The sequence below is a fragment of the Anaerostipes sp. AF04-45 genome, from assembly GCF_003461725.1.
GTDB classification, from domain to species: Bacteria; Bacillota; Clostridia; order Lachnospirales; family Lachnospiraceae; genus Anaerostipes; species Anaerostipes caccae.
The window spans coordinates 196,778-215,547 of the sequence record NZ_QTXQ01000002.1; the positions used below are offsets into that span (position 1 = coordinate 196,778).

16 protein-coding genes and 7 tRNA genes are annotated in these 18,770 nt (G+C 45.2%); 3 read left to right on the forward strand and 20 right to left on the reverse strand.

Going from position 1 to position 18,770, the window contains the following annotated elements; all coding sequences use genetic code 11:
- Positions 1-59 precede the first annotated feature (59 nt).
- Positions 60-293, forward strand: coding sequence for an HPr family phosphocarrier protein (locus DWV34_RS03845; RefSeq protein ID WP_022260809.1), 234 nt, complete (start codon positions 60-62; stop codon positions 291-293).
- Between the two features lie 47 nt (positions 294-340).
- Here DWV34_RS03845 and DWV34_RS03850 read toward each other — a convergent pair whose 3' ends face one another.
- From DWV34_RS03850 to pcrA, 19 genes are all read right to left on the reverse strand, one after another.
- On the reverse strand, positions 341-3,163 hold the full coding sequence (locus DWV34_RS03850) for an ATP-binding protein (RefSeq protein WP_118475513.1): 2,823 nt from the start codon (positions 3,161-3,163) through the stop codon (positions 341-343).
- 132 nt (positions 3,164-3,295) lie between these two features.
- Positions 3,296-5,908 (reverse strand): cation-translocating P-type ATPase, encoded by a 2,613-nt coding sequence (locus DWV34_RS03855; protein ID WP_022260810.1) that lies wholly within the window; start codon positions 5,906-5,908, stop codon positions 3,296-3,298.
- 251 nt (positions 5,909-6,159) lie between these two features.
- The gene (gene atpC, locus DWV34_RS03860; protein WP_006568943.1) at positions 6,160-6,573 is read right to left on the reverse strand and encodes an ATP synthase F1 subunit epsilon; all 414 of its coding nucleotides are present in this window, start codon (positions 6,571-6,573) and stop codon (positions 6,160-6,162) included.
- Between the two features lie 9 nt (positions 6,574-6,582).
- Positions 6,583-7,983, reverse strand: a complete 1,401-nt coding sequence (gene atpD, locus DWV34_RS03865; RefSeq protein ID WP_006568944.1) for a F0F1 ATP synthase subunit beta — start codon at positions 7,981-7,983, stop codon at positions 6,583-6,585.
- Between the two features lie 36 nt (positions 7,984-8,019).
- Complete coding sequence (gene atpG, locus DWV34_RS03870; RefSeq protein WP_006568945.1) at positions 8,020-8,907, reverse strand: ATP synthase F1 subunit gamma; 888 nt, start codon at positions 8,905-8,907, stop codon at positions 8,020-8,022.
- A gap of 10 nt (positions 8,908-8,917) precedes the next feature.
- Positions 8,918-10,417, reverse strand: coding sequence for a F0F1 ATP synthase subunit alpha (gene atpA / locus DWV34_RS03875; protein ID WP_009290445.1), 1,500 nt, complete (start codon positions 10,415-10,417; stop codon positions 8,918-8,920).
- A 5-nt stretch (positions 10,418-10,422) separates the two neighbouring features.
- Positions 10,423-10,926: an ATP synthase F1 subunit delta gene (atpH, locus tag DWV34_RS03880; RefSeq protein WP_009290444.1), complete on the reverse strand. Its 504-nt coding sequence runs from the start codon at positions 10,924-10,926 to the stop codon at positions 10,423-10,425.
- Complete coding sequence (atpF, locus tag DWV34_RS03885; RefSeq protein WP_006568948.1) at positions 10,923-11,408, reverse strand: F0F1 ATP synthase subunit B; 486 nt, start codon at positions 11,406-11,408, stop codon at positions 10,923-10,925. The genes atpH and atpF overlap by 4 nt, the downstream gene beginning before the upstream one ends.
- A 22-nt stretch (positions 11,409-11,430) precedes the next feature.
- A complete protein-coding gene (atpE, locus tag DWV34_RS03890) occupies positions 11,431-11,649 on the reverse strand; it encodes an ATP synthase F0 subunit C (RefSeq protein ID WP_006568949.1) in 219 nt (72 codons plus the stop codon).
- A 42-nt stretch (positions 11,650-11,691) separates the two neighbouring features.
- Positions 11,692-12,372 (reverse strand): F0F1 ATP synthase subunit A, encoded by a 681-nt coding sequence (locus tag DWV34_RS03895; protein ID WP_006568950.1) that lies wholly within the window; start codon positions 12,370-12,372, stop codon positions 11,692-11,694.
- Positions 12,373-12,881: 509 nt separating this feature from the next.
- Positions 12,882-12,961 (reverse strand) — tRNA-Leu (locus tag DWV34_RS03900).
- Between the two features lie 40 nt (positions 12,962-13,001).
- Positions 13,002-13,074, reverse strand: a tRNA-Lys gene (locus DWV34_RS03905).
- 3 nt (positions 13,075-13,077) lie between these two features.
- A tRNA-Gln gene (locus tag DWV34_RS03910) sits at positions 13,078-13,149 on the reverse strand.
- A gap of 47 nt (positions 13,150-13,196) precedes the next feature.
- Positions 13,197-13,270 (reverse strand) — tRNA-His (locus tag DWV34_RS03915).
- Between the two features lie 47 nt (positions 13,271-13,317).
- Positions 13,318-13,391, reverse strand: a tRNA-Arg gene (locus DWV34_RS03920).
- 38 nt (positions 13,392-13,429) lie between these two features.
- Positions 13,430-13,500 (reverse strand) — tRNA-Gly (locus tag DWV34_RS03925).
- Between the two features lie 4 nt (positions 13,501-13,504).
- Positions 13,505-13,579 (reverse strand) — tRNA-Pro (locus tag DWV34_RS03930).
- Positions 13,580-13,890: 311 nt separating this feature from the next.
- Positions 13,891-14,154, reverse strand: coding sequence for a hypothetical protein (locus DWV34_RS03935; RefSeq protein WP_006568952.1), 264 nt, complete (start codon positions 14,152-14,154; stop codon positions 13,891-13,893).
- Positions 14,155-14,222: 68 nt separating this feature from the next.
- Positions 14,223-16,430: a DNA helicase PcrA gene (pcrA, locus tag DWV34_RS03940; RefSeq protein ID WP_009290440.1), complete on the reverse strand. Its 2,208-nt coding sequence runs from the start codon at positions 16,428-16,430 to the stop codon at positions 14,223-14,225.
- Between the two features lie 229 nt (positions 16,431-16,659).
- Here pcrA and DWV34_RS03945 point away from each other — a divergent pair, with 229 nt between their 5' ends.
- Entirely contained in the window at positions 16,660-17,277 is a 618-nt protein-coding gene (locus DWV34_RS03945) for a DUF1836 domain-containing protein (protein ID WP_006568954.1), read from the forward strand.
- Between the two features lie 8 nt (positions 17,278-17,285).
- Here DWV34_RS03945 and DWV34_RS03950 read toward each other — a convergent pair whose 3' ends face one another.
- Entirely contained in the window at positions 17,286-17,573 is a 288-nt protein-coding gene (locus DWV34_RS03950) for a YerC/YecD family TrpR-related protein (protein WP_006568955.1), read from the reverse strand.
- 144 nt (positions 17,574-17,717) lie between these two features.
- Between DWV34_RS03950 and DWV34_RS03955 the strand changes: the two genes are divergently transcribed.
- Positions 17,718-18,728 carry an ABC transporter substrate-binding protein gene (locus DWV34_RS03955; protein ID WP_006568956.1) on the forward strand — a complete coding sequence of 337 codons (1,011 nt, stop codon included), beginning with the start codon at positions 17,718-17,720 and terminating at the stop codon, positions 18,726-18,728.
- Positions 18,729-18,770 lie beyond the last annotated feature (42 nt).

Here is an 18,770-nt window from a genome sequence, read left to right on the forward strand (position 1 = left end):
TTCCGCTGAAAAAATTGTACCATGACATTGCATCAGCAAAGAAGAAAGGGGTGTTTGATATGAAAACCTATAAAATATTGTTAGATTCCATAGACAAAGTAAAAGACTTTGTCAACTTGATCAACCGGTTTAAATCCGAGATAGATTTAGCATCCGGCCGCTATGTTGTCGATGCAAAATCCATTATGGGCATTTTCAGCCTGGAATTGTCCAAACCGCTGCTTCTCACTGTTTACGGTGAAGACGAACTGGAAGACATTGAAAATGCATTAAAACCATTTATTTTAGATTAAAAGGAAATGCCGTATCCCCGTTTTATCCTCTGGGATACGGCACTTTTTTATTCCTTTTTCAGGTTCTCTTCCATCACCTGATTGAGATATCCAATGTCTATCGGCTTTGGCACAAAACCGTTCATTCCTGAGGCAAACGCTGCATCCATATCTTCTTTGAAAGAGTTTGCTGTCATCGCAATGATCGGTACTGTTTCTGCATCCGGATGGCTGCTTTTCCTGATCTCTTCCGCCGCTTCATAACCGTTTTTCAGCGGCATCTTGATGTCCATTAAAATAAGCTGATAACGGCCCTGTTCACCCGACAAAAATCGTTCCACGGCTTCCTGTCCGTTGACTGCCCGTTCTGCGGACGCGCCTTCCATCTCAAGCAGTTCTTTTACAATTTCTGCATTCAGATCGTTATCTTCCGCAACCAGAATCCGGATATCATGGAACTGCCGAAGTTCCAAAGCATTTTCACTCCTGTAGTTCGTGCTGTCTTTCCCGGTGGGCAGACAGAGTCTGAAATAAAACTCAGAACCTTTGCCAGTCTGGCTCTCCACCATGAGATTTCCTCCCATAGCCTTGATGATGCTTGAACTGATCGGGAGTCCGAGACCTGTTCCCTCGCTTCTTGCGCTGCTGGCTCCCAGCTGTTCAAAGGCCTCGAAAATCTGTTTCTGCCTGTCCTGGGCGATACCGATCCCATTATCTTTGACAGAGAAGAAATATTCCCCAGTACTGACGTCCCTGTGCTCCTCCCGGACAGTCAGAGTGACTCTGCCTCCGTGCTTCGTAAATTTAAAGGCATTAGAGAGAAGATTGGTCAGTACCTGGCGCAGGCGGATCGGATCTCCTGTTACAAAGTCATGCTCAATCTCCCTGACAAATTCAAAATGAATCTGCTTTTCTTCTGCCTGCACTTCCATCATTTCAATTAACCCATCCAGCAGTTCTGTCAGAGAGAAGTCTTCGGGCTCAATGTTCAGCTTTCCATTTTCAATCTTTGACATATCCAGAATATCGTTAATCAGTGACAGCATATACTGAGAGGATGCATGAATTTTTTGCAGTTTTTCCCTGGCTCCGTCCGGAAGCTTCTCCTCCATCCGCAGCAAATCGGTGAGACCTGTGATCGCGTTCATAGGTGTCCGTATCTCATGACTCATCTGAGAGAGAAATTCACTCTTTGCCCTGCTCTTTGCCTCTGCTTTCTCAAGTTCACTCTGCATGATCCTGCTTCTCATTTTGGATCTGTAAGTCAGAATAAAGGCTGCTGCCGCCATAAGCATAATGACTGCCAGCAGACAAAGTACAGCGATGGGGTTTGCATAAATATAATCTTTAAACGAAAATGAGGTGCCGAAGGAAACCAGATTCCTGTTAAGAATTGTATTCCTCTCATCCGATGTAACATTATTTATGGATTTGTTGAGTATCGACAGGAGATTGGTATCCGCCGGGCCCGCCAGTGCAAAGGACACCCCCATGTTAATGTTGACTCCTGTCACCGGGACGACATTATTATACCGGTGGTTCTGCATCTCCTGTTCCATAGAAGCCGCCAGACCGTACACGAAGTCCACTTTTCCTTTATTCAGTGCCGAAATAATCTCTTCTGCATCCTTATAATATTTCACTCTTTTCGCCTTTATTTCATCCGGGAGTGTTCTTCCTTTCAGAACCCCGGCTTCCATCCCGTCGGAAGGAAAATTCTCTGATTTATTTCTGATGACAATATTGTTAAGGCTGACATAGGCGCTGGTCAGGACAAGATCATTCTTTCTCGCATCTGCTTCAGTATCCAGAAAAAATCCCATAATATCTGCCTTGCCTTCTTGTACCAGCCGGATGGCCTCCTCATACGAATCCGCAGTGACATAAGTAAACTTCAGGCCGGAAAAATCAGAGATCTCTTCGAGTATTTCCGGAATAATACCATCATGGTGATCTGTAGTATTCTGCTTACAGTAGAAAGGGTGCCAGTCTGCTACAACAGCAACCGAAACCGATTTCTTGGCGGCGATATATTTCTCCTCTTCTTTCGTCAGATAGACGGACGATATCTTCTGTCTGTCTTTAAAATTTTCTTCATACTTTTCCTTTTCAAAACCAGGATCGGCGTCCTGGATCTTTTCCAGCGCAGAATTAATTCCGTTCAGAATCTCTTTATTTTTCGGGCTTGTTACAAGATAATAAGGCTGAGCATCGAAGGAAGCAGCCAGCCGGAAATCAGGATTCTCCTCCAGTTCATTTCCCAGCAGCAAATCGACTTCTTTATTTAATAAATACTTATAAAGGTCTCCACTTTCTGAGAGGTCTTTGGGACCATAGTATTTCAGCCTGCACTTAATATTGTTGATCTTTAAGAAGTCTTTCAGCCTTCGGATCTTTTCATCCGCTTTCTCATAGACTCCGATGGTTTTGCCGTTCAGCGTATTCAGCTCATAACTTTTGATCCTGTTATCTTCTTTCAGACACAGAAGTCCTGCACGGCTGCTCCCCATACTGTACTTTGGATATGCAAAATAAGGCTCCAATTCCTTGGCATAGTAGGCACCTCCCAATACATCATACTTTCCATCCGCAAGATCCTGTATAAAGGTGTCCGCTGTAGTCGGGACATATTCGTATTCCCAGTTCGTATATTTTGCAATCTCATTCAGATAATCCGGTGTCAGCCCGGTATAATTTCCGTATTTATCTTTTTCGCATATCCCCGGAGTTTCTAAAAATCCTACCTTCACCACCCGTTGATCCGTTTGTTCTGTTTCCTTTTCGGAGGCCTCAAAACTCCAGTGATTCCCCAGAAAGATGATGCTGATCAGCAGTACAGACAAACAGACCGCTGCTCTTCTGCAAAATCTTCTCCCTGTAATTTTTTTCATATATCCCCCTTTTTCTGATCATCCCTGTCTCTCTTCCGTTTTCTCTATTTTAAAGCTTTTCTGTTTTTCTGACAAGAAAAAGGGAACCGATTCCCAAAATAAAATCAGGATTCGGCTCCTTTTATCACCATCTTATAATATCCTCACTCTTACTCTTATGGCTTTCAGCAGCTGGATCAGCGGAAGATTGGCCAGTGCCAGCCCATATACGGTAAACAGCTGCTGCATATTCAGTGTCTGGACCTTAAACAATGTATGAAGCGAAGGTATCGTCATTACGCATGTCATCAGAATCACTCCGAGTATAAATGCACCAATCAGATACACATTGTCGAAAAATTTCCTTGTAAACAGCACCGGATGATTTGACTTGCAGTTAAAGCCGTGCACCAGCCTCGACATACAAAGCGTTCCAAATGCCATTGTGCTCGCCAGAAGAGCATTGTGGTCCCGGTATCCCACCATAAATGCGATCATCGTCATGACTCCAATCACAAATCCTTCGATTCCGATATTAACCAGAAAATCTTTTGTGAGTATGGATTCGTTCACAGGCCTCGGTTTCTCTTCCATCACCTTGTCGGTGTGGGGTTCCAGTCCGAGTGCAATGGCCGGAAGGCTGTCTGTCAGCAGATTGATAAACAGTAAATGCACCGGAGCAAACGGAACCGGAAGTGCAGCGACAGACGCATAGAGCACCGCAAGGATTCCCGCAAAATTTCCCGACAACAGGAATTGGATCGCATTTTTTATGTTCCGGTACAAATTCCTTCCGTTTTCCACTGCCTTTACGATGGTTGCAAAGTTATCGTCTGTAAGCACCATTGAGGAAGCGTCTTTGGAAACTTCACTTCCCGTGATCCCCATTGCAACCCCGATGTCTGCCTGCTTGAGCGCCGGCGCATCGTTGACTCCGTCACCTGTCATTGAAACGATATTGCCCTTTCTCTGCCATGTCTTTACGATCCGGATTTTATGCTCCGGCGAAACTCTCGCATAGACAGAAATCCCTTCCACAAATTTCTCAAGCTCCTGATCAGACATATGGTCGATCTCAGAACCTTCACAGGCTTCGCTTTCATGTTTTAATATGCCGATTCGCTTGGCTATGGCGGCGGCAGTTACTTTGTGGTCTCCTGTAATCATGATCGGGCGTATCCCCGCCTGGATACACTGCGCTACCGCAGATCTGGATTCATTTCTTGGAGGGTCCATCATAGAGATCAGTCCAAGGAACGTATAGCCGTTTTCATCCTCCGGCGTGAGCCGTTTCCCTTTTTCTATGGTCTTATATGCAATAGCCAAAACTCTCAGACCGTTCCGTGAAAACTCCTGGTTGCAGGCTTCAATCTGTTTTTTATCCCAGTTGGTGATCGGCGTGGTTTTGTCTCCTTTCTGAATCGATACCAGACGGTTTAACAGCACGTCCACAGCTCCTTTTGTCACCATGACATAGCCGTTTTCCATATCATGTACCGTAGACATCAGTTTACGGTCACTGTCAAAAGGTATCTCTGCCACCCTCGGGTAAAAGCAACGGACGCTCTCAGCTTTTCTTCCCAGCTTGTCCCCCAGATTGATCAGTGCCGTCTCCGTGGGGTCTCCAATCTCTTCGCCGTTGACGTTCGTAGAATCGTTGCAGAGCATGCTGTAGTCAAGCAGCTGTTTTTGGGCCGGTTTCTTCAGATCGATATGGGCGGCAGGAATCCTGACACCTCCCACATAATAGTCTTCTACTGTCATCTTATTCTGCGTAAGCGTACCTGTCTTGTCAGAACAGATAATGGACACACTTCCCAGTCCTTCCACCGCCTGGAGCTTTCTGATGATCGCATGCTCCTTGGCCATCTTCTGTGTTCCGAAGGAGAGAACGATCGTCACGATAGAACTTAATGCTTCCGGGATCGCCGCAACCGCCAATGCTACGGCAAACATAAATGCGTCTCCCATATCCTCGCCCCGGATAACGCTGATCCCAAATAAAATGCCGCAGAATACCAGAATCAGGATGGAAAGTTTTTGTCCGAACTGATCCAGATTGACCTGGAGAGGAGTCCTCTTTTCCTCTGTATTTTTCAGCATTCCCGCAATCTTTCCGACTTCTGTGTCCATTCCCACCCCGGTCACAAGGAATTTTCCTCTTCCGTAGGTGACAAAGCTTCCCGAGTACACCATATTGGTCCGGTCACCAAGCGGAACCTGGCTGATGATGATGCCTGTGGTCTTCTCAACACCCAAGCTTTCCCCGGTCAGTGCACTCTCGTCCACTTTTAAGCTGGCTGATTCTAAGATTCTTCCGTCCGCAGGTATGGAATCCCCTGCTTCCAGAAGTATCTCATCCCCCACAGTCACTTCCCTGGAAGGAATCTGTACCGTGATTCCGTCCCGGATCACCTTGGCTGTAGGAGCCGAAAGCTGCTTTAAGCTGTTCAGAGACTGTTCCGCTTTCACAGTCTGGACCGTACCGAGAATGGCATTGATCGTGATGACAACCAAAATAACCGCGGTGCTCTCCACATCCCCAAGAAATCCTGACACCGTGGCCGCTGCAATCAGTATAATGACCAGAAAATCTTTAAACTGTTCCAGAAAAATCTGAAGCACACTTTTCTTTTTTCCTTCCACCAATTCATTATACCCATACTGCTTTTGATGTTCCGTGACCTGGGCTGCAGTCAGCGGTTCCATTGAGCCATTGAGCTGCTTCCTGACTTCTTCTGCTGTCTGTTGGTAAAATTCTTTCATTTTCATCATTCTCCATTTCTATATGTATTTTCTTTCTTTTTCCGACGAAAAAAACAGCGGGACTTTTACTGCATCTTTCGTGCAATAAAAGTCTCGCTGTTTCATTACGATACGGATGAATTTCTTCATCGAGATTGACGACACCGCAAACGATTTGCTCGCCAGCTACTCCCTTTTATTAAAGTTTATAATAGCGGATTCTTTTTGGCTTGTCAACTAATTGTTGTCGACCTCCGGCATCGAATTCTGCCTTATAAATGTTTTCCTGTCACTTTAAGCCTTGCCATTGCTCTGGAAAGCGCCGCCTTGCTGTGATAGTACTCTCTCTGGCTTTCCTTCTGTCTGAGCCTCTCCTGGGCCCGTTCTTTTGCTTCTTTTGCCCTCCGGATATCAATTTCATCCGGCCATTCCACCGTGTCTGCCAAAAGAACGACGAATTCCGGCATAATCTCAACAAATCCATCGCCCACGGCAGCTTCTTTCCACTCACCATTTACTTTGAACCTGAGTTCTCCTGCCTTCACAGCGGTCACCATGGACTCATGGTTGGGCAGGATGCCCTGCTGCCCGTCGATCGCCGGAAAGATCATCATTTCACATTCACCGTTATAAAACTTCCGGTCACTGGCCGTAATTTCCAAATAAAAGGTCTTTCCCATGCTCATCCCTCTTTCTTACGCTTCCCTGGCCGTTTCACTCTTTGCCTTCTCAATGACTTCATCAATGGTTCCCACCATAAAGAATGCATTTTCCGGATATTCGTCCATCTCTCCGCTTATAATGGCTTTAAATCCGCGGATGGTCTCGCTCACCGGCACATATTTGCCCTTCATGCCGGTAAAATTCTCTGCCACATGAAACGGCTGTGAGAGGAATTTCTGGATCTTACGGGCACGGTAAACTGCGAGTTTATCGTCTTCATCCAGTTCTTCCATACCGAGGATAGAAATGATATCCTGAAGCTCTTTGTACTTCTGGAGAAGCTCCTGAACCTGCATTGCAACTTCGTAATGTTCTTCTCCCACCACTTCCGCTTCCAGAATTCTGGATGTGGATTCCAGCGGATCTACCGCAGGATAGATTCCCTGTTCCACGATCTTTCTGGAAAGCACCGTGGTGGCGTCCAGATGGGCAAAGGTAGTTGCCGGAGCCGGGTCCGTCAAATCATCCGCAGGCACATAGACGGCCTGCACAGAGGTGATCGATCCGTTTTTCGTGGACGTGATCCTCTCCTGCAGCTCTCCGACTTCATTGGCCAGCGTCGGCTGATAGCCGACGGCAGAAGGCATGCGGCCAAGCAGTGCAGACACCTCGGAACCTGCCTGTACGTAGCGGAAAATATTATCGATGAACAGCAGCACATTCTGATGCTCCCTGTCTCTGAAATATTCTGCCATCGTAAGACCGGTCTGCGCCACTCTCATACGGGCTCCCGGCGGTTCGTTCATCTGCCCGAACACGAGGGCTGTCTTGTCAATAACCCCGGATTCATTCATCTCTGTCCACAGGTCATTTCCCTCCCTGGAGCGTTCTCCCACCCCGGTAAAAATAGAATATCCGCCGTGTTCCGTGGCGATGTTATGGATCAGCTCCTGAATCAGCACCGTTTTACCCACTCCGGCACCGCCGAACAATCCGACTTTACCGCCTTTTGCATAAGGTGCCAGGAGGTCGATGACTTTGATTCCTGTCTCCAGGATCTCTACGACCGGGCTCTGCTCCTCAAATGTAGGAGGATCCCTGTGAATGACCCACTGCTCTTCTCCTTCGACCTGCTCTTTCCCGTCAATATTCTGTCCCAGCACATTAAACATTCTGCCCAGTGTCTGCCTGCCCACCGGAACCGTGATCCCTGCTCCCGTGGCTGTCACTTCCATATCTTTAGACAGACCTTCACTGGATGCGAGCAGGATACAGCGGACAATGTTGTTCCCCATATGCTGGGCAGCTTCCATGACAAGTTTTTTGCCGTCCAGTTCTACCGTCAGCGCATCTTTGATCAGCGGAAGATACCCGCCGTCAAATTCCACGTCCACGACTGGACCTAAAACCTGTACGATTTTTCCCTTTTCCATATCTTCACCACAATTCTTTCTATGACTAAATCAATTTTATTTCTTCTGAAACGCTTTCGCGCCGCTTACAATCTCTGTAATCTCCTGGGTGATTGCCGCCTGTCTGGCACGGTTATACAAAAGCGACAGCTCCCTGATCATGTCTTTTGCACTTTCCGTAGCCCCCTGCATCGCCATCATACGCGCATTCTGCTCGCTGGAAAATGACTCTACCAGGGCTCCGTAAATCAGTCCTTTCACATAGTTGGGCACCAAATGGTCCATCACTACTTTGGGAGACGGAGAATAATCGGCAATCTTGTGATACTTTTCGAGTTCCACATTCATTTCCTCAAAACTCTGCCGTTTCAGCGGCAGGATCTGGATAATTTCAGGCTCTGCCTTCAAAGGCGTCACCATCTTTGTATAGATAATATAGATCTCATCCAGTTTTTCCTTCCGGTAAAGATCGACCAATGTTTCCGCAATATTTCTGGCACGCCACATGCTGGGGTCCTGAGCGGTATAAAGAAACTCCATGTCTATCCTGACATTCTTTTTCGTAAAATACTTCCTTCCCATCTGGCCGATGACAAACAGGGTATTGTCATTTCCCTGTGCCAGACGCTCCTGTGCAAGCTTCAGCACATTATGGTTGTAGGCTCCAGCCATCCCCTTGTCTGCCGTCATGACCACATAACCCCGCTTTTTATCTTCCGGTTTTATCTTTTTCCTCTGGTCAAAAAAGGTATGATTAATGTCCGGTGAATGAAACAGAATATCTTTGATTGTCGACTGGAGCAGTTCAAAATATGGGGCCGTGGCATCCAGCTTCTCCCTTGCCTTCCTAAGCTTTGTGGAAGAGATCAGATACATTGCGTTGGTGATCTTCATGGTCTCCTGAATGCTTTTCATTCTGGAGCGGATTTCTGTCATATTTGCCATGTATGCTCACCTACTTTTTAAATTCTTTTACTGCTTGAACGATCTGTTCCGTTACCTCATCGGTCAGTACCTTTTTCTCATCAATCTCTCTGACCAGCTGACTATATTTAGCCTCAAAAAATGATACAAGATCTTCTGTAAAAGATTTGATCTCATTCACCGGAACATCCATGAGCAGACGATGGTTGGCTGCACATAAAAGAATAACCTGTTTGTGCAGGCTCATCGGATGATAGAGCGGCTGTTTCAATAATTCTACCAGCCTGTTTCCATGATCAAGGAGTTCCTTTGTCTGCGGGTCCAGATCTGAACTGAACTGGGTAAAGACCTCCATTTCCCGAAACTGGGCCAGGTCGATTCTCAGACTTCCCGAAACTTTCTTCATCGCTTTCGTCTGTGCCGCCCCTCCTACGCGGGAAACGGACAGACCCACATTGACCGCCGGCCGGATTCCGGAGAAGAACAAATCACTCTCCAGGAATATCTGTCCGTCTGTGATGGAAATGACATTGGTAGGAATATAGGCAGATACATCGCCTGCCAGAGTCTCAATGATCGGCAGCGCCGTAATGGATCCTCCTCCGTGTTCTTCATTCAGCCTGCATGAACGCTCAAGCAGCCTTGAATGAAGGTAGAATACATCTCCGGGATATGCTTCCCGTCCCGGCGGCCTCTGTAAGAGCAGAGACATGGCCCGGTAAGCTACCGCATGTTTGGACAGATCGTCATAGACGATCAAAACGTCTTTTCCTTTGTCCATGAAATACTCTGCCATGGCCGTGCCGGAATACGGCGCGATATACTGGACCGGAGCCACATCGCTTGCCGATGCGGATACGACGATTGAATAGTCCATGGCATCATGCTTCTTCAGTGTGGAAACAATTTTAGCCAGAGTGGATGCTTTCTGCCCGATAGCTACATACACACAGATGACGTCTTTGCCCTTCTGGTTCAAAATTGTGTCCACAGCAATGGACGTTTTGCCGGTCTGACGGTCACCGATGATCAGTTCTCTCTGTCCCCGTCCGATCGGAAACATTGCGTCAATGGCAAGGATCCCTGTCTCCAGCGGTACGTCTACGGATTTTCTGTCGATGACTCCCGCCGCTTCTCTCTCAATCGGGAGATACCCATCGGTCTTGATCGGTCCGTTTCCGTCGATCGGAGCGCCCAGCGCATTAACCACACGTCCGACCAAAGCATCCCCGACCGGTACTCCGGCACGCTTGCCGCTTCTGACGACTTTGGACCCCTCAATCAGCCCGTGATCACTTCCCAGCAGCACACAGCCAATCGTCTTCATCTCCAGATTCTGCACAATGCCTCTGGTACCGTTCTCAAACTCTACCAGTTCCCCGTACATCGCATGGTTTAAACCATGCACGGTCGCAATACCATCGCCTACCTGGATAACGGTTCCTTCCTCCTGCACCTCAATTTTATTCTCATAATCTTCTATCTCACTTTTTAAAACGGAAATAATTCCTTCCGGATTTATATTGCCCAACTGTTTCACCTCCGCACAAGGCTGTTTTGTAATTTTGTAATGGAAGCCTTCACGCTTCTGTCATATACATCATCACCTACAGTCAGAATGAATCCGCCGATTAATGACGGGTCTTCTTTCAGCTGCAGATTTACGCCTGTTTTATGATATTTTCGGCAGATCATATTTTTTATGTCTTCAATTTTCCTGTCATCCGGTTTGGTGACATAAGCAAAGACTGCCTTGACTACTTTATTTTTTCTTAGAACCAATTCATCATATGATGCAAATATCTCAAAGATGCTGTCTGCCTCACCGTTGTCTGTGACAACCTTAAAAAAGCTCTGCACCGGTCCCGGGATCACTCTTTCAATGACTGCATGTTTTTCTTTTTTTGTAACTACCGGACTTGCCAGTGCCTTCACGAATTCCGGACACTCACTGCAGATCCTTTTCGTCTCATGGATGTACTCTTCAGGGATCGTTAAGTCAAAAAATACTTTTGCATAATTATCTGTCAGCTCATTCATTGGCCTGCACCCGCTTCTCTCAAAAAATCATCCAGTATTTTTTCATTCGATGCCTGGTCAACATTCTCCTGAATCACTTTGGAAGCCGCCGCGATCGCCACCTGGGCAATTTCATTCTGTATTCCCTGCACTGCTTTTTCCCGCTCTGTCTCGATGGTTTTACTTGCGTCCGCAATTATTTTGGACGCCTCCGCACCGGCATCTCTTAAAATCTTCTCATATTCTTCTTTTCCCCGCTCCTTAGCTGTCTTTACGATCATAGCCGCCTCCTGATTGGCGTTTTTAAGCTCGGCCTCGTATTTTTCCTTCAGCAGCCCGGCTTGGGTATTTTTTTGTTCCGCGTCCTCTATCTGTCCGCTGATCATCTGTTCCCTTTTCTCAATCATGCCCATAACAGGCTGAAAAAGAAGCTTTTTTAAGATAAGGAAAAACACAATGAGATTCACGAACGTCCACAGGAGTCCTGAGTTAAATGTTAACACCTATACCGCCTCCAAGCTCTCTTTAAAGTACAAACATGATAATGATTGCAACAACCAGACCATAAATTGCCGTTGACTCTGCAAGCGCACATCCGAGCAGCAGCGTCTTATTGATCTCTCCTGTTGCCTCCGGCTGTCTTGCGATCGCATCTGTTGCGCCTGATGTGGCGATTCCGATACCTATACCTGCTCCAATACCTGATAATACTGCAATACCTGCTCCTAATGCTACTAATGACATAATCTACATCTCCTTATACTATAATTGATTGTTTTTGTTATTCTAATCCATCAGCTCTTTCATAAAGATGGCCGTCAGGAAAACGAACACATACATTTGAATCAGTCCGTCAAATACGTCAAAATAAAAACTGAACGGGATCGGCACCAGAATCGGCGCTACGATCTTTAAGAGTTCCATTATGACGAATCCACCCAGAATATTTCCGAAGAGCCGCATACACAGCGACAGAGGCCTTATGAAGACTTCCAGCACGTTAAGCGGTGCGATAAACGGAACAGGCTCGGCAAAGCTCTTTATGAACCCCTTAAAACCCTTTTTCCTGATTCCCGAATATTCTATCAGCACGATGCTCATGACCGCCAGCCCTGCCGTTACGTTGATGTCCTTCGTAGGCGGTGTCAGTCCGACCAGACCGCTCAAATTGGAAAGGCCGAGATAAATTCCGACTGTCGCAAGATACGGGATATAGCCTTTTCCTTCGTCGCCCAGAATCCCGTGGAAAAACCGGTATACTCCTCCCACCGCAGTCTCAATGCAGGCCTGCTTTCTTGTGGGGACAAGCTTTAAATTTCTCACAAAGATCAGGCACAGCAGGATGACAAAAGCCATAATACCCCATGTGACGACAACCGATTCCGGTACCGGAATCCCGCCGAAGAGAGGAATGGTGAACGCTGTCCTGCTCACAAGTTCTTCCATCAATTTCTCCGATAAACTCATCGACTGCTCCTCCTTTCCTAAATTTGTAGTGAGTATAATACTCCTATATTGCTTTGTCAATTCTAAAAATTAACCTATTTTTTACGAAATTTTTCGCGAAAAATTACTTTTTTTACTCTTGAAATATAATTTTCTTTGGTTCTACCAATTATTATTGTACGTTTTGTCTGATATTTTCCTCAAATCCATATACTTATTTATGCAATTTATACTACTCTTTTGTTTTCCACAAAAAAGAGGTCAGATTTTTTGATTTCTTCTTATTAAAAGAAGTTCATTTTTCTGACCTCGGTTTTCCCGGTTCCTGCCCGTTTTGTTGTCTTCTGATTCTTAGTATATGCAGTGCTTTTAAAACTGATAATTCAATAATTGATTTTAATAATCTGATTTTTCAAAAACCGGTCAAAGCATGCAGCCGTATGTTCATAAGTACCTCTGAAACAAAAACAGAACGGTACATTCCATCCAAATGTACCGTTCTGTTTTTTCAGCCTGTAAAATTAAATGAATGCGGATGACAGGAATCGAACCTGCACTCCGAAGAACTAGATCCTAAGTCTAGCGCGTCTGCCAGTTCCGCCACATCCGCATAAAAAATGCCACCTATACTATAAACGATAGATGACTAGTGAGCGTGCGGGGATTCGAACCCCGGACAACTTGATTAAAAGTCAAGTGCTCTACCACCTGAGCTACACACCCGTACTGGGCTAGCTGGATTCGAACCAGCGAATGCAGCAGTCAAAGTGCTGTGCCTTACCGCTTGGCGATAGCCCATTATCTTTCAGGAAATCCAGTAGTCCTGTAATTAATAAAACAAAAAGGGTGGATAATGGGATTCGAACCCACGGCCTCCAGAGCCACAATCTGGCGCGCTAACCAACTGCGCTATACCCACCATAAACATGAACTATAAAATTATTATTTCAAAAGAGCGAAATAAAACGAGCCTGAGGGGATTCGAACCCATGACCTACGGCTTAGAAGGCCGTTGCTCTATCCAGCTGAGCTACAGACTCATATGCATAAATATATATACTATGCTTCGCAAAGCGAAAGCGGGTGATGGGAATCGAACCCACGTGATCAGCTTGGAAGGCTGGAGTTCTACCATTGAACTACACCCGCAAAGTCGGGGTGACAGGATTCGAACCTGCGACCTCTTGATCCCAAATCAAGCGCTCTAGCCAAGCTGAGCCACACCCCGATATGTAATTCCTTCTTGAAAGACTTTCCAAAACTGCTGTTGTTTGGCTGCCGTCTTTCTCACAAGCAAGATTTATTATACTGGACAGGCGCGCAAAAGTCAACATCTTTTTTGTATTTTTTTAAAACCGGGTTAAACCGCATAACTGCGCGCTTTGTGTCACGTTTTGCCGCTGGCTTCTACATTCTTTCTTAAAAAAATTTTTATATTTTGACGCAGTCAAATGATTTCCTTAAGCATTCGCTTGACAAAGTCTTTTCTAAGAAACAAAAAAAGAAAGCATCTCACAGCTGAGATGCCTTCTGTAAATTTTATTCTTCTTCCTCTTTTGCAGATAACTTTATATCATCTTCATCTTCAAAGAAATCATCATCAAAATCGTCATCGAAATCATCATCAAAGTCTTCCATGTAATCTGGAGTCAAATACTTGTAGACTGCATACGCAATCCCTGCCACTGCTGCGATTGCACCGATGATTGCCAGAGCCCAGACAATTTTATTATCATCTTTGTCTTTCTTGTGCATAATGTCTGATACTTTTGCCGCGCTTAGTAAATCGTCAAAACTTTTCATGTCATTCACCCTTTCTTATGTGTTTTTTTTATTATATCACTTATCCCGTTTCATTACTAATCTTTTTTCTAATTTTGCTCGGTTTTCTTTAATTTTGCAAAGGAAGCAAACATCTTTTTTACACCGTGTTTATCAAAGTCTACCGTGACCTCATAGTCACGGCCTCCGGAGACGATTTCCATGACAGTGCCCTGGCCGAATTTGATATGGCTCACTCGGTCACCTTTTCCATAAGAGAGCGACTCTGCCTTTGGTTCTGCAAATTGATGTTTTTGGAACGGTTTTCTGAACTGAGTCCTCCGGTTGGATGAAAAAATATCATGATCCGGCCGCTTATCATTCAAATTAACGCCGTAATCCAGCTTTAAAAGTTCCTGCGGGATCTCATCAATGAAACGGGACACCTTGTTAAACTGAGTTCTTCCCTGCATCATTCTGCGCTTTGCAGCGCTCAGATAAAGGCGATCTTTGGCTCTGGTAATGCCCACATAACAAAGCCTCCGCTCCTCCTCCAGTTCTTCCTGGTCTTCAGAAATTATGGTCATATAACTTGGGAAAATTCCGTCCTCCATTCCGCTGATGAATACATAAGGGAACTCCAGCCCTTTTGCACTGTGGAGCGTCATGAGAATTACCCTGTTGTCTGAATCTTCCAGACTGTCGATATCTGCTACCAGAGCGATTTCCTCAAGCAGCCCCGAAAGTGTGGGTTCCTCCGCAGTCTCTTCATAGGCAACGATTTTGTTCAGAAGTTCATTAATGTTTTCTATTCTGGCCATGGCCTCTTCCGTTCCCTCGGCCTCAAGACCGGTTACGTACCCTGTCTCCTCCAAGATATAGTGAAACAGGTCTTCAAGACTTCCCTTCTGTGCCTGTTCCCTAAAGTCTGCGATCAATTCTGAAAACTTTTCGATCTTTCTCTTTGCATTGGCAAGAGATTCTATCTGTCTTGCCTGAAAGCATGCATCCAGGAACCCTATATTCTGCTCGATCGCATAGGTCTGAACCTTGTCGATGGTTGTCGCGCCGATCCCTCTCCGGGGAACATTAATGATCCTTTTCACTGCCAGATCGTCAAGGCCGTTATCCACAGCTTTGAGATAACAGATCACATCCTTTACTTCTTTTCTCTGATAGAAGTTCGTTCCGCCCACGATCCGGTATGGAATATTTTTGATCATAAATTTCTCTTCAAAAATACGGGACTGTGCATTGGTCCGATAAAGAATCGCGATATTTTTATAGTCCACTCCATCTTTTGCCAGGCGGCCGATCTCTTCGACGATCTGTCCCGCCTCTTCATATTCTGTCCCATATTGGTGAAATACAATCGTATCTCCGTCGTCATTTTCTGTCCAAAGGGCTTTTTCTTTCCGGCCCTTATTGTTTCTGATGACTTCATTGGCGGCATTCAGAATGTTCTTTGTGGAGCGGTAATTCTGTTCCAGCTTGATCACTTCGGCATCCTGAAATACGCCCTCAAAGTTTAAAATATTTTTGATATTTGCACCCCGGAATTTGTAGATAGACTGGTCATCATCTCCTACAACGCAGAGATTCTGATACTTCCTCGCCAGCATGCTGATGAGCTGAAACTGGATGGTATTTGTATCCTGGTACTCATCCACCATAATATAGCGGAAGCGCTCCTGATAATAGTCCAAAACTTCAGGGTGAAACTGAAACAGCTCTACTGTTTTAAATAAAAGATCATCAAAATCCAGGGCATTGTTGGCCTTCAGCTGTTTTTGGTATTCCTTGTAGATTTCTGCAATTTTCTTTTTCTTAAAATCAAAATTATACCGGGTTTCGTATTCTCCCGGTGTCATAAACTCATCTTTCGCTGAGGAGATTGCATTCATCACGGCACGCTCCGGCAGACTTTTTGTGTCCACCTTAAACTGTTTGCAGATGCCCCGGATCAAAGACTTCTGGTCATCGCTGTCATAAATGGTAAAACTGTTGTCATAGCCAAGCTTGTCGATATGTCTCCTCAATATGCGGACACAGGTAGAATGAAACGTGCTGACCCATATATGCTCCGCTCCGGAACCCACCAGGGCATCCACACGCTCTCTCATCTCTCTGGCTGCTTTATTGGTAAATGTTATCGCCATGATGTGATAGGGATTTACTCCCTGTTCGATCAGATAGGCGATCCTGTGGGTCAGGACCCTTGTCTTGCCTGAGCCTGCGCCGGCCAGCAGAAGCAGAGGCCCTTCCGTACAAAATACGGCTTCCCGCTGCTGTTCATTCAATGTATCATATATGCTCATATGTAATATCCTTTCTTGCTTCTGTTCTACTTCTGTTTAACCTTCCTTTCCGGTAAGACTAACTACTATTATACTACATCCGGTCAAAACAAAGAAGCGATAAATGTGCCTGAGTTTTTATGCCCCGCTTTCAAAACAAAAATCCTTCGGAAAATGTCATGTCAGAGACTTGTCATATAGTTTAAAAAACCGTATAATGTAGTTATCATACAATCAAGGAGGACGATGTATGGATGATTTAAAAGAAAAGCTTTCAAAGTGGCTGGAATTAGACTATATACTACCGGAAGATATTCCAAATATCGACCTTTATATGGACCAGATCACAACTTTTATGGACACAGAACTAAAAAATTCCACCCGTTTTCAGGGAGATAAGATTTTCACCAAAACAATGATCAATAATTATTCAAAGAATGATCTGCTGCCGCCTTCCAGCAAAAAGAAATACTCCAGAAATCATATGATTCTTTTAATCTATATCTATTACCTGAAAAACTTCATGTCTATTTCAGATATCAAGTCTCTTTTGGCCCCGCTGAAAAACCACTTTTATGACGATGACAGAGAACTGTCGTTTTTCGATATCTATGAGGAGATTTATCAGCTGGAACACAGACAGAAGCCGGTGATCGCGGAATCCGTAGCGGATGACCTGAAAAAGGCCAGGGAATCTTTTGCTTTCGTGGAAGACGAAAAGGACCGGGATCTGCTTCAGCATTTTTCCTTCATCACACTTTTGTGCTATGATATTTATGCGAAAAAACAGCTGATCGAGAAAATGATCGACAATTTCTATACTGACAGTCCGGAAAAAGAAAAGAAAGAGAAAAAAATGAAGAAATAGGCGAAAGCCTATTTCTTCATTCTGTTAAATACCAAATCATATCCGTCGCTTCCGTAGTTTAAAGAACGGTTGACCCTGCTGATCGTAGCCGTGGATGCTCCCGTCTTTTCTGCCACTTCCAGATACGTATGTTTTTCCCTGAGCATGGAAGCCACTTCAAAACGCTGTGCCAGGGATTCCAATTCGTTCACCGTACATAAATCTTCAAAGAAAGTAAAACACTCTTCCTCTGTCTCCAGCGTAAGAATCGCCTGAAACAGCCGTTTGGCGGCCTCTGTCTTAATCTTTTTGCTCATAATATGCTGCTCCTTTTCCTGCTTCGACTTTTCGATGCTTGATTAGTTTTAATATACAACATCAGCGCGTTAAAGTAAAGAAGATTTGCACCGATTTTTCTGCCGTGCATACTCTAAGAAATAAAGTATTTTTTAGGAGTTTTTATGAAAGTAAAAAAACTTGCTGCCGCGTTTCTGTCCTCTGTACTGGCTCTGGGCGTTTTGTCCGGATGCGGAACATCTAAATCCGAAAAAGAGACAAAAAAGCTCACCAAAGTCACCTTAAACGAAGTTACCCACTCTGTCTTCTATGCTCCCCAGTATGTAGCCATTGAAAAAGGATATTTCAAGGACGAAGGTATCGACCTGAAAGTGGATACAGGATTCGGTGCGGATAAAAGTATGACCGCTCTGATCTCGGGAAATGCAGACATCGGCTTCATGGGACCGGAAGCCAGCATCTATCAGTACAACGAAGGAAACCAGGACTATGCCGTCAACTTTGCGCAGCTTACCCAGCGTGCAGGCAACTTCCTCGTTTCCAGAAAAAAGATCAAAAACTTCTCATGGAACGATATCAAGGGCAAGGAAGTGATCGGCGGACGAAAAGGCGGAATGCCTCAGATGATCTTTGAGTATGTTCTGAAGAAACAGAAAATCGATCCGAAAAAAGATATCAAGATGGTCCAAAACATCGACTTTGCCAACACATCCGGGGCCTTTTCCGGCGGCACAGGAGACTTTACCGTGGAATTTGAACCCAATGCAACCGCCCTCGAAACACAGGGTGCGGGGTATGTTGCCGCATCCATAGGCGTGGAAAGCGGGTTTGTTCCTTATACGACCTACTGTGCAAAGAAGAGTTATATCAAAAAGAATCCAAAAATCATACAGGGCTTTACCAATGCCATCAAAAAAGGCCAGGAATACGTAAATAAACATACGCCGGAAGAGATTGCAGCTGTCATCGGCGGACAGTTCCCCGACGTATCGAAAAACGATTTGATCACCATCATCAAGCGCTACAAGGATCAGGATACCTATAAAGAAAATCCTGTGTTCAGTGAAGATGGGTTTGCCCTTCTTCAGGATATCCTGAAAAACGCAGGAGAATTAGATGACTCCGTCCCATTCGATAAACTGGTTGACAATACATTTGCCGAAAAAGCAAAGTAAACCTGTCTTTTGATTTCCTGTTAAAAAGGCTGCAGACAATCG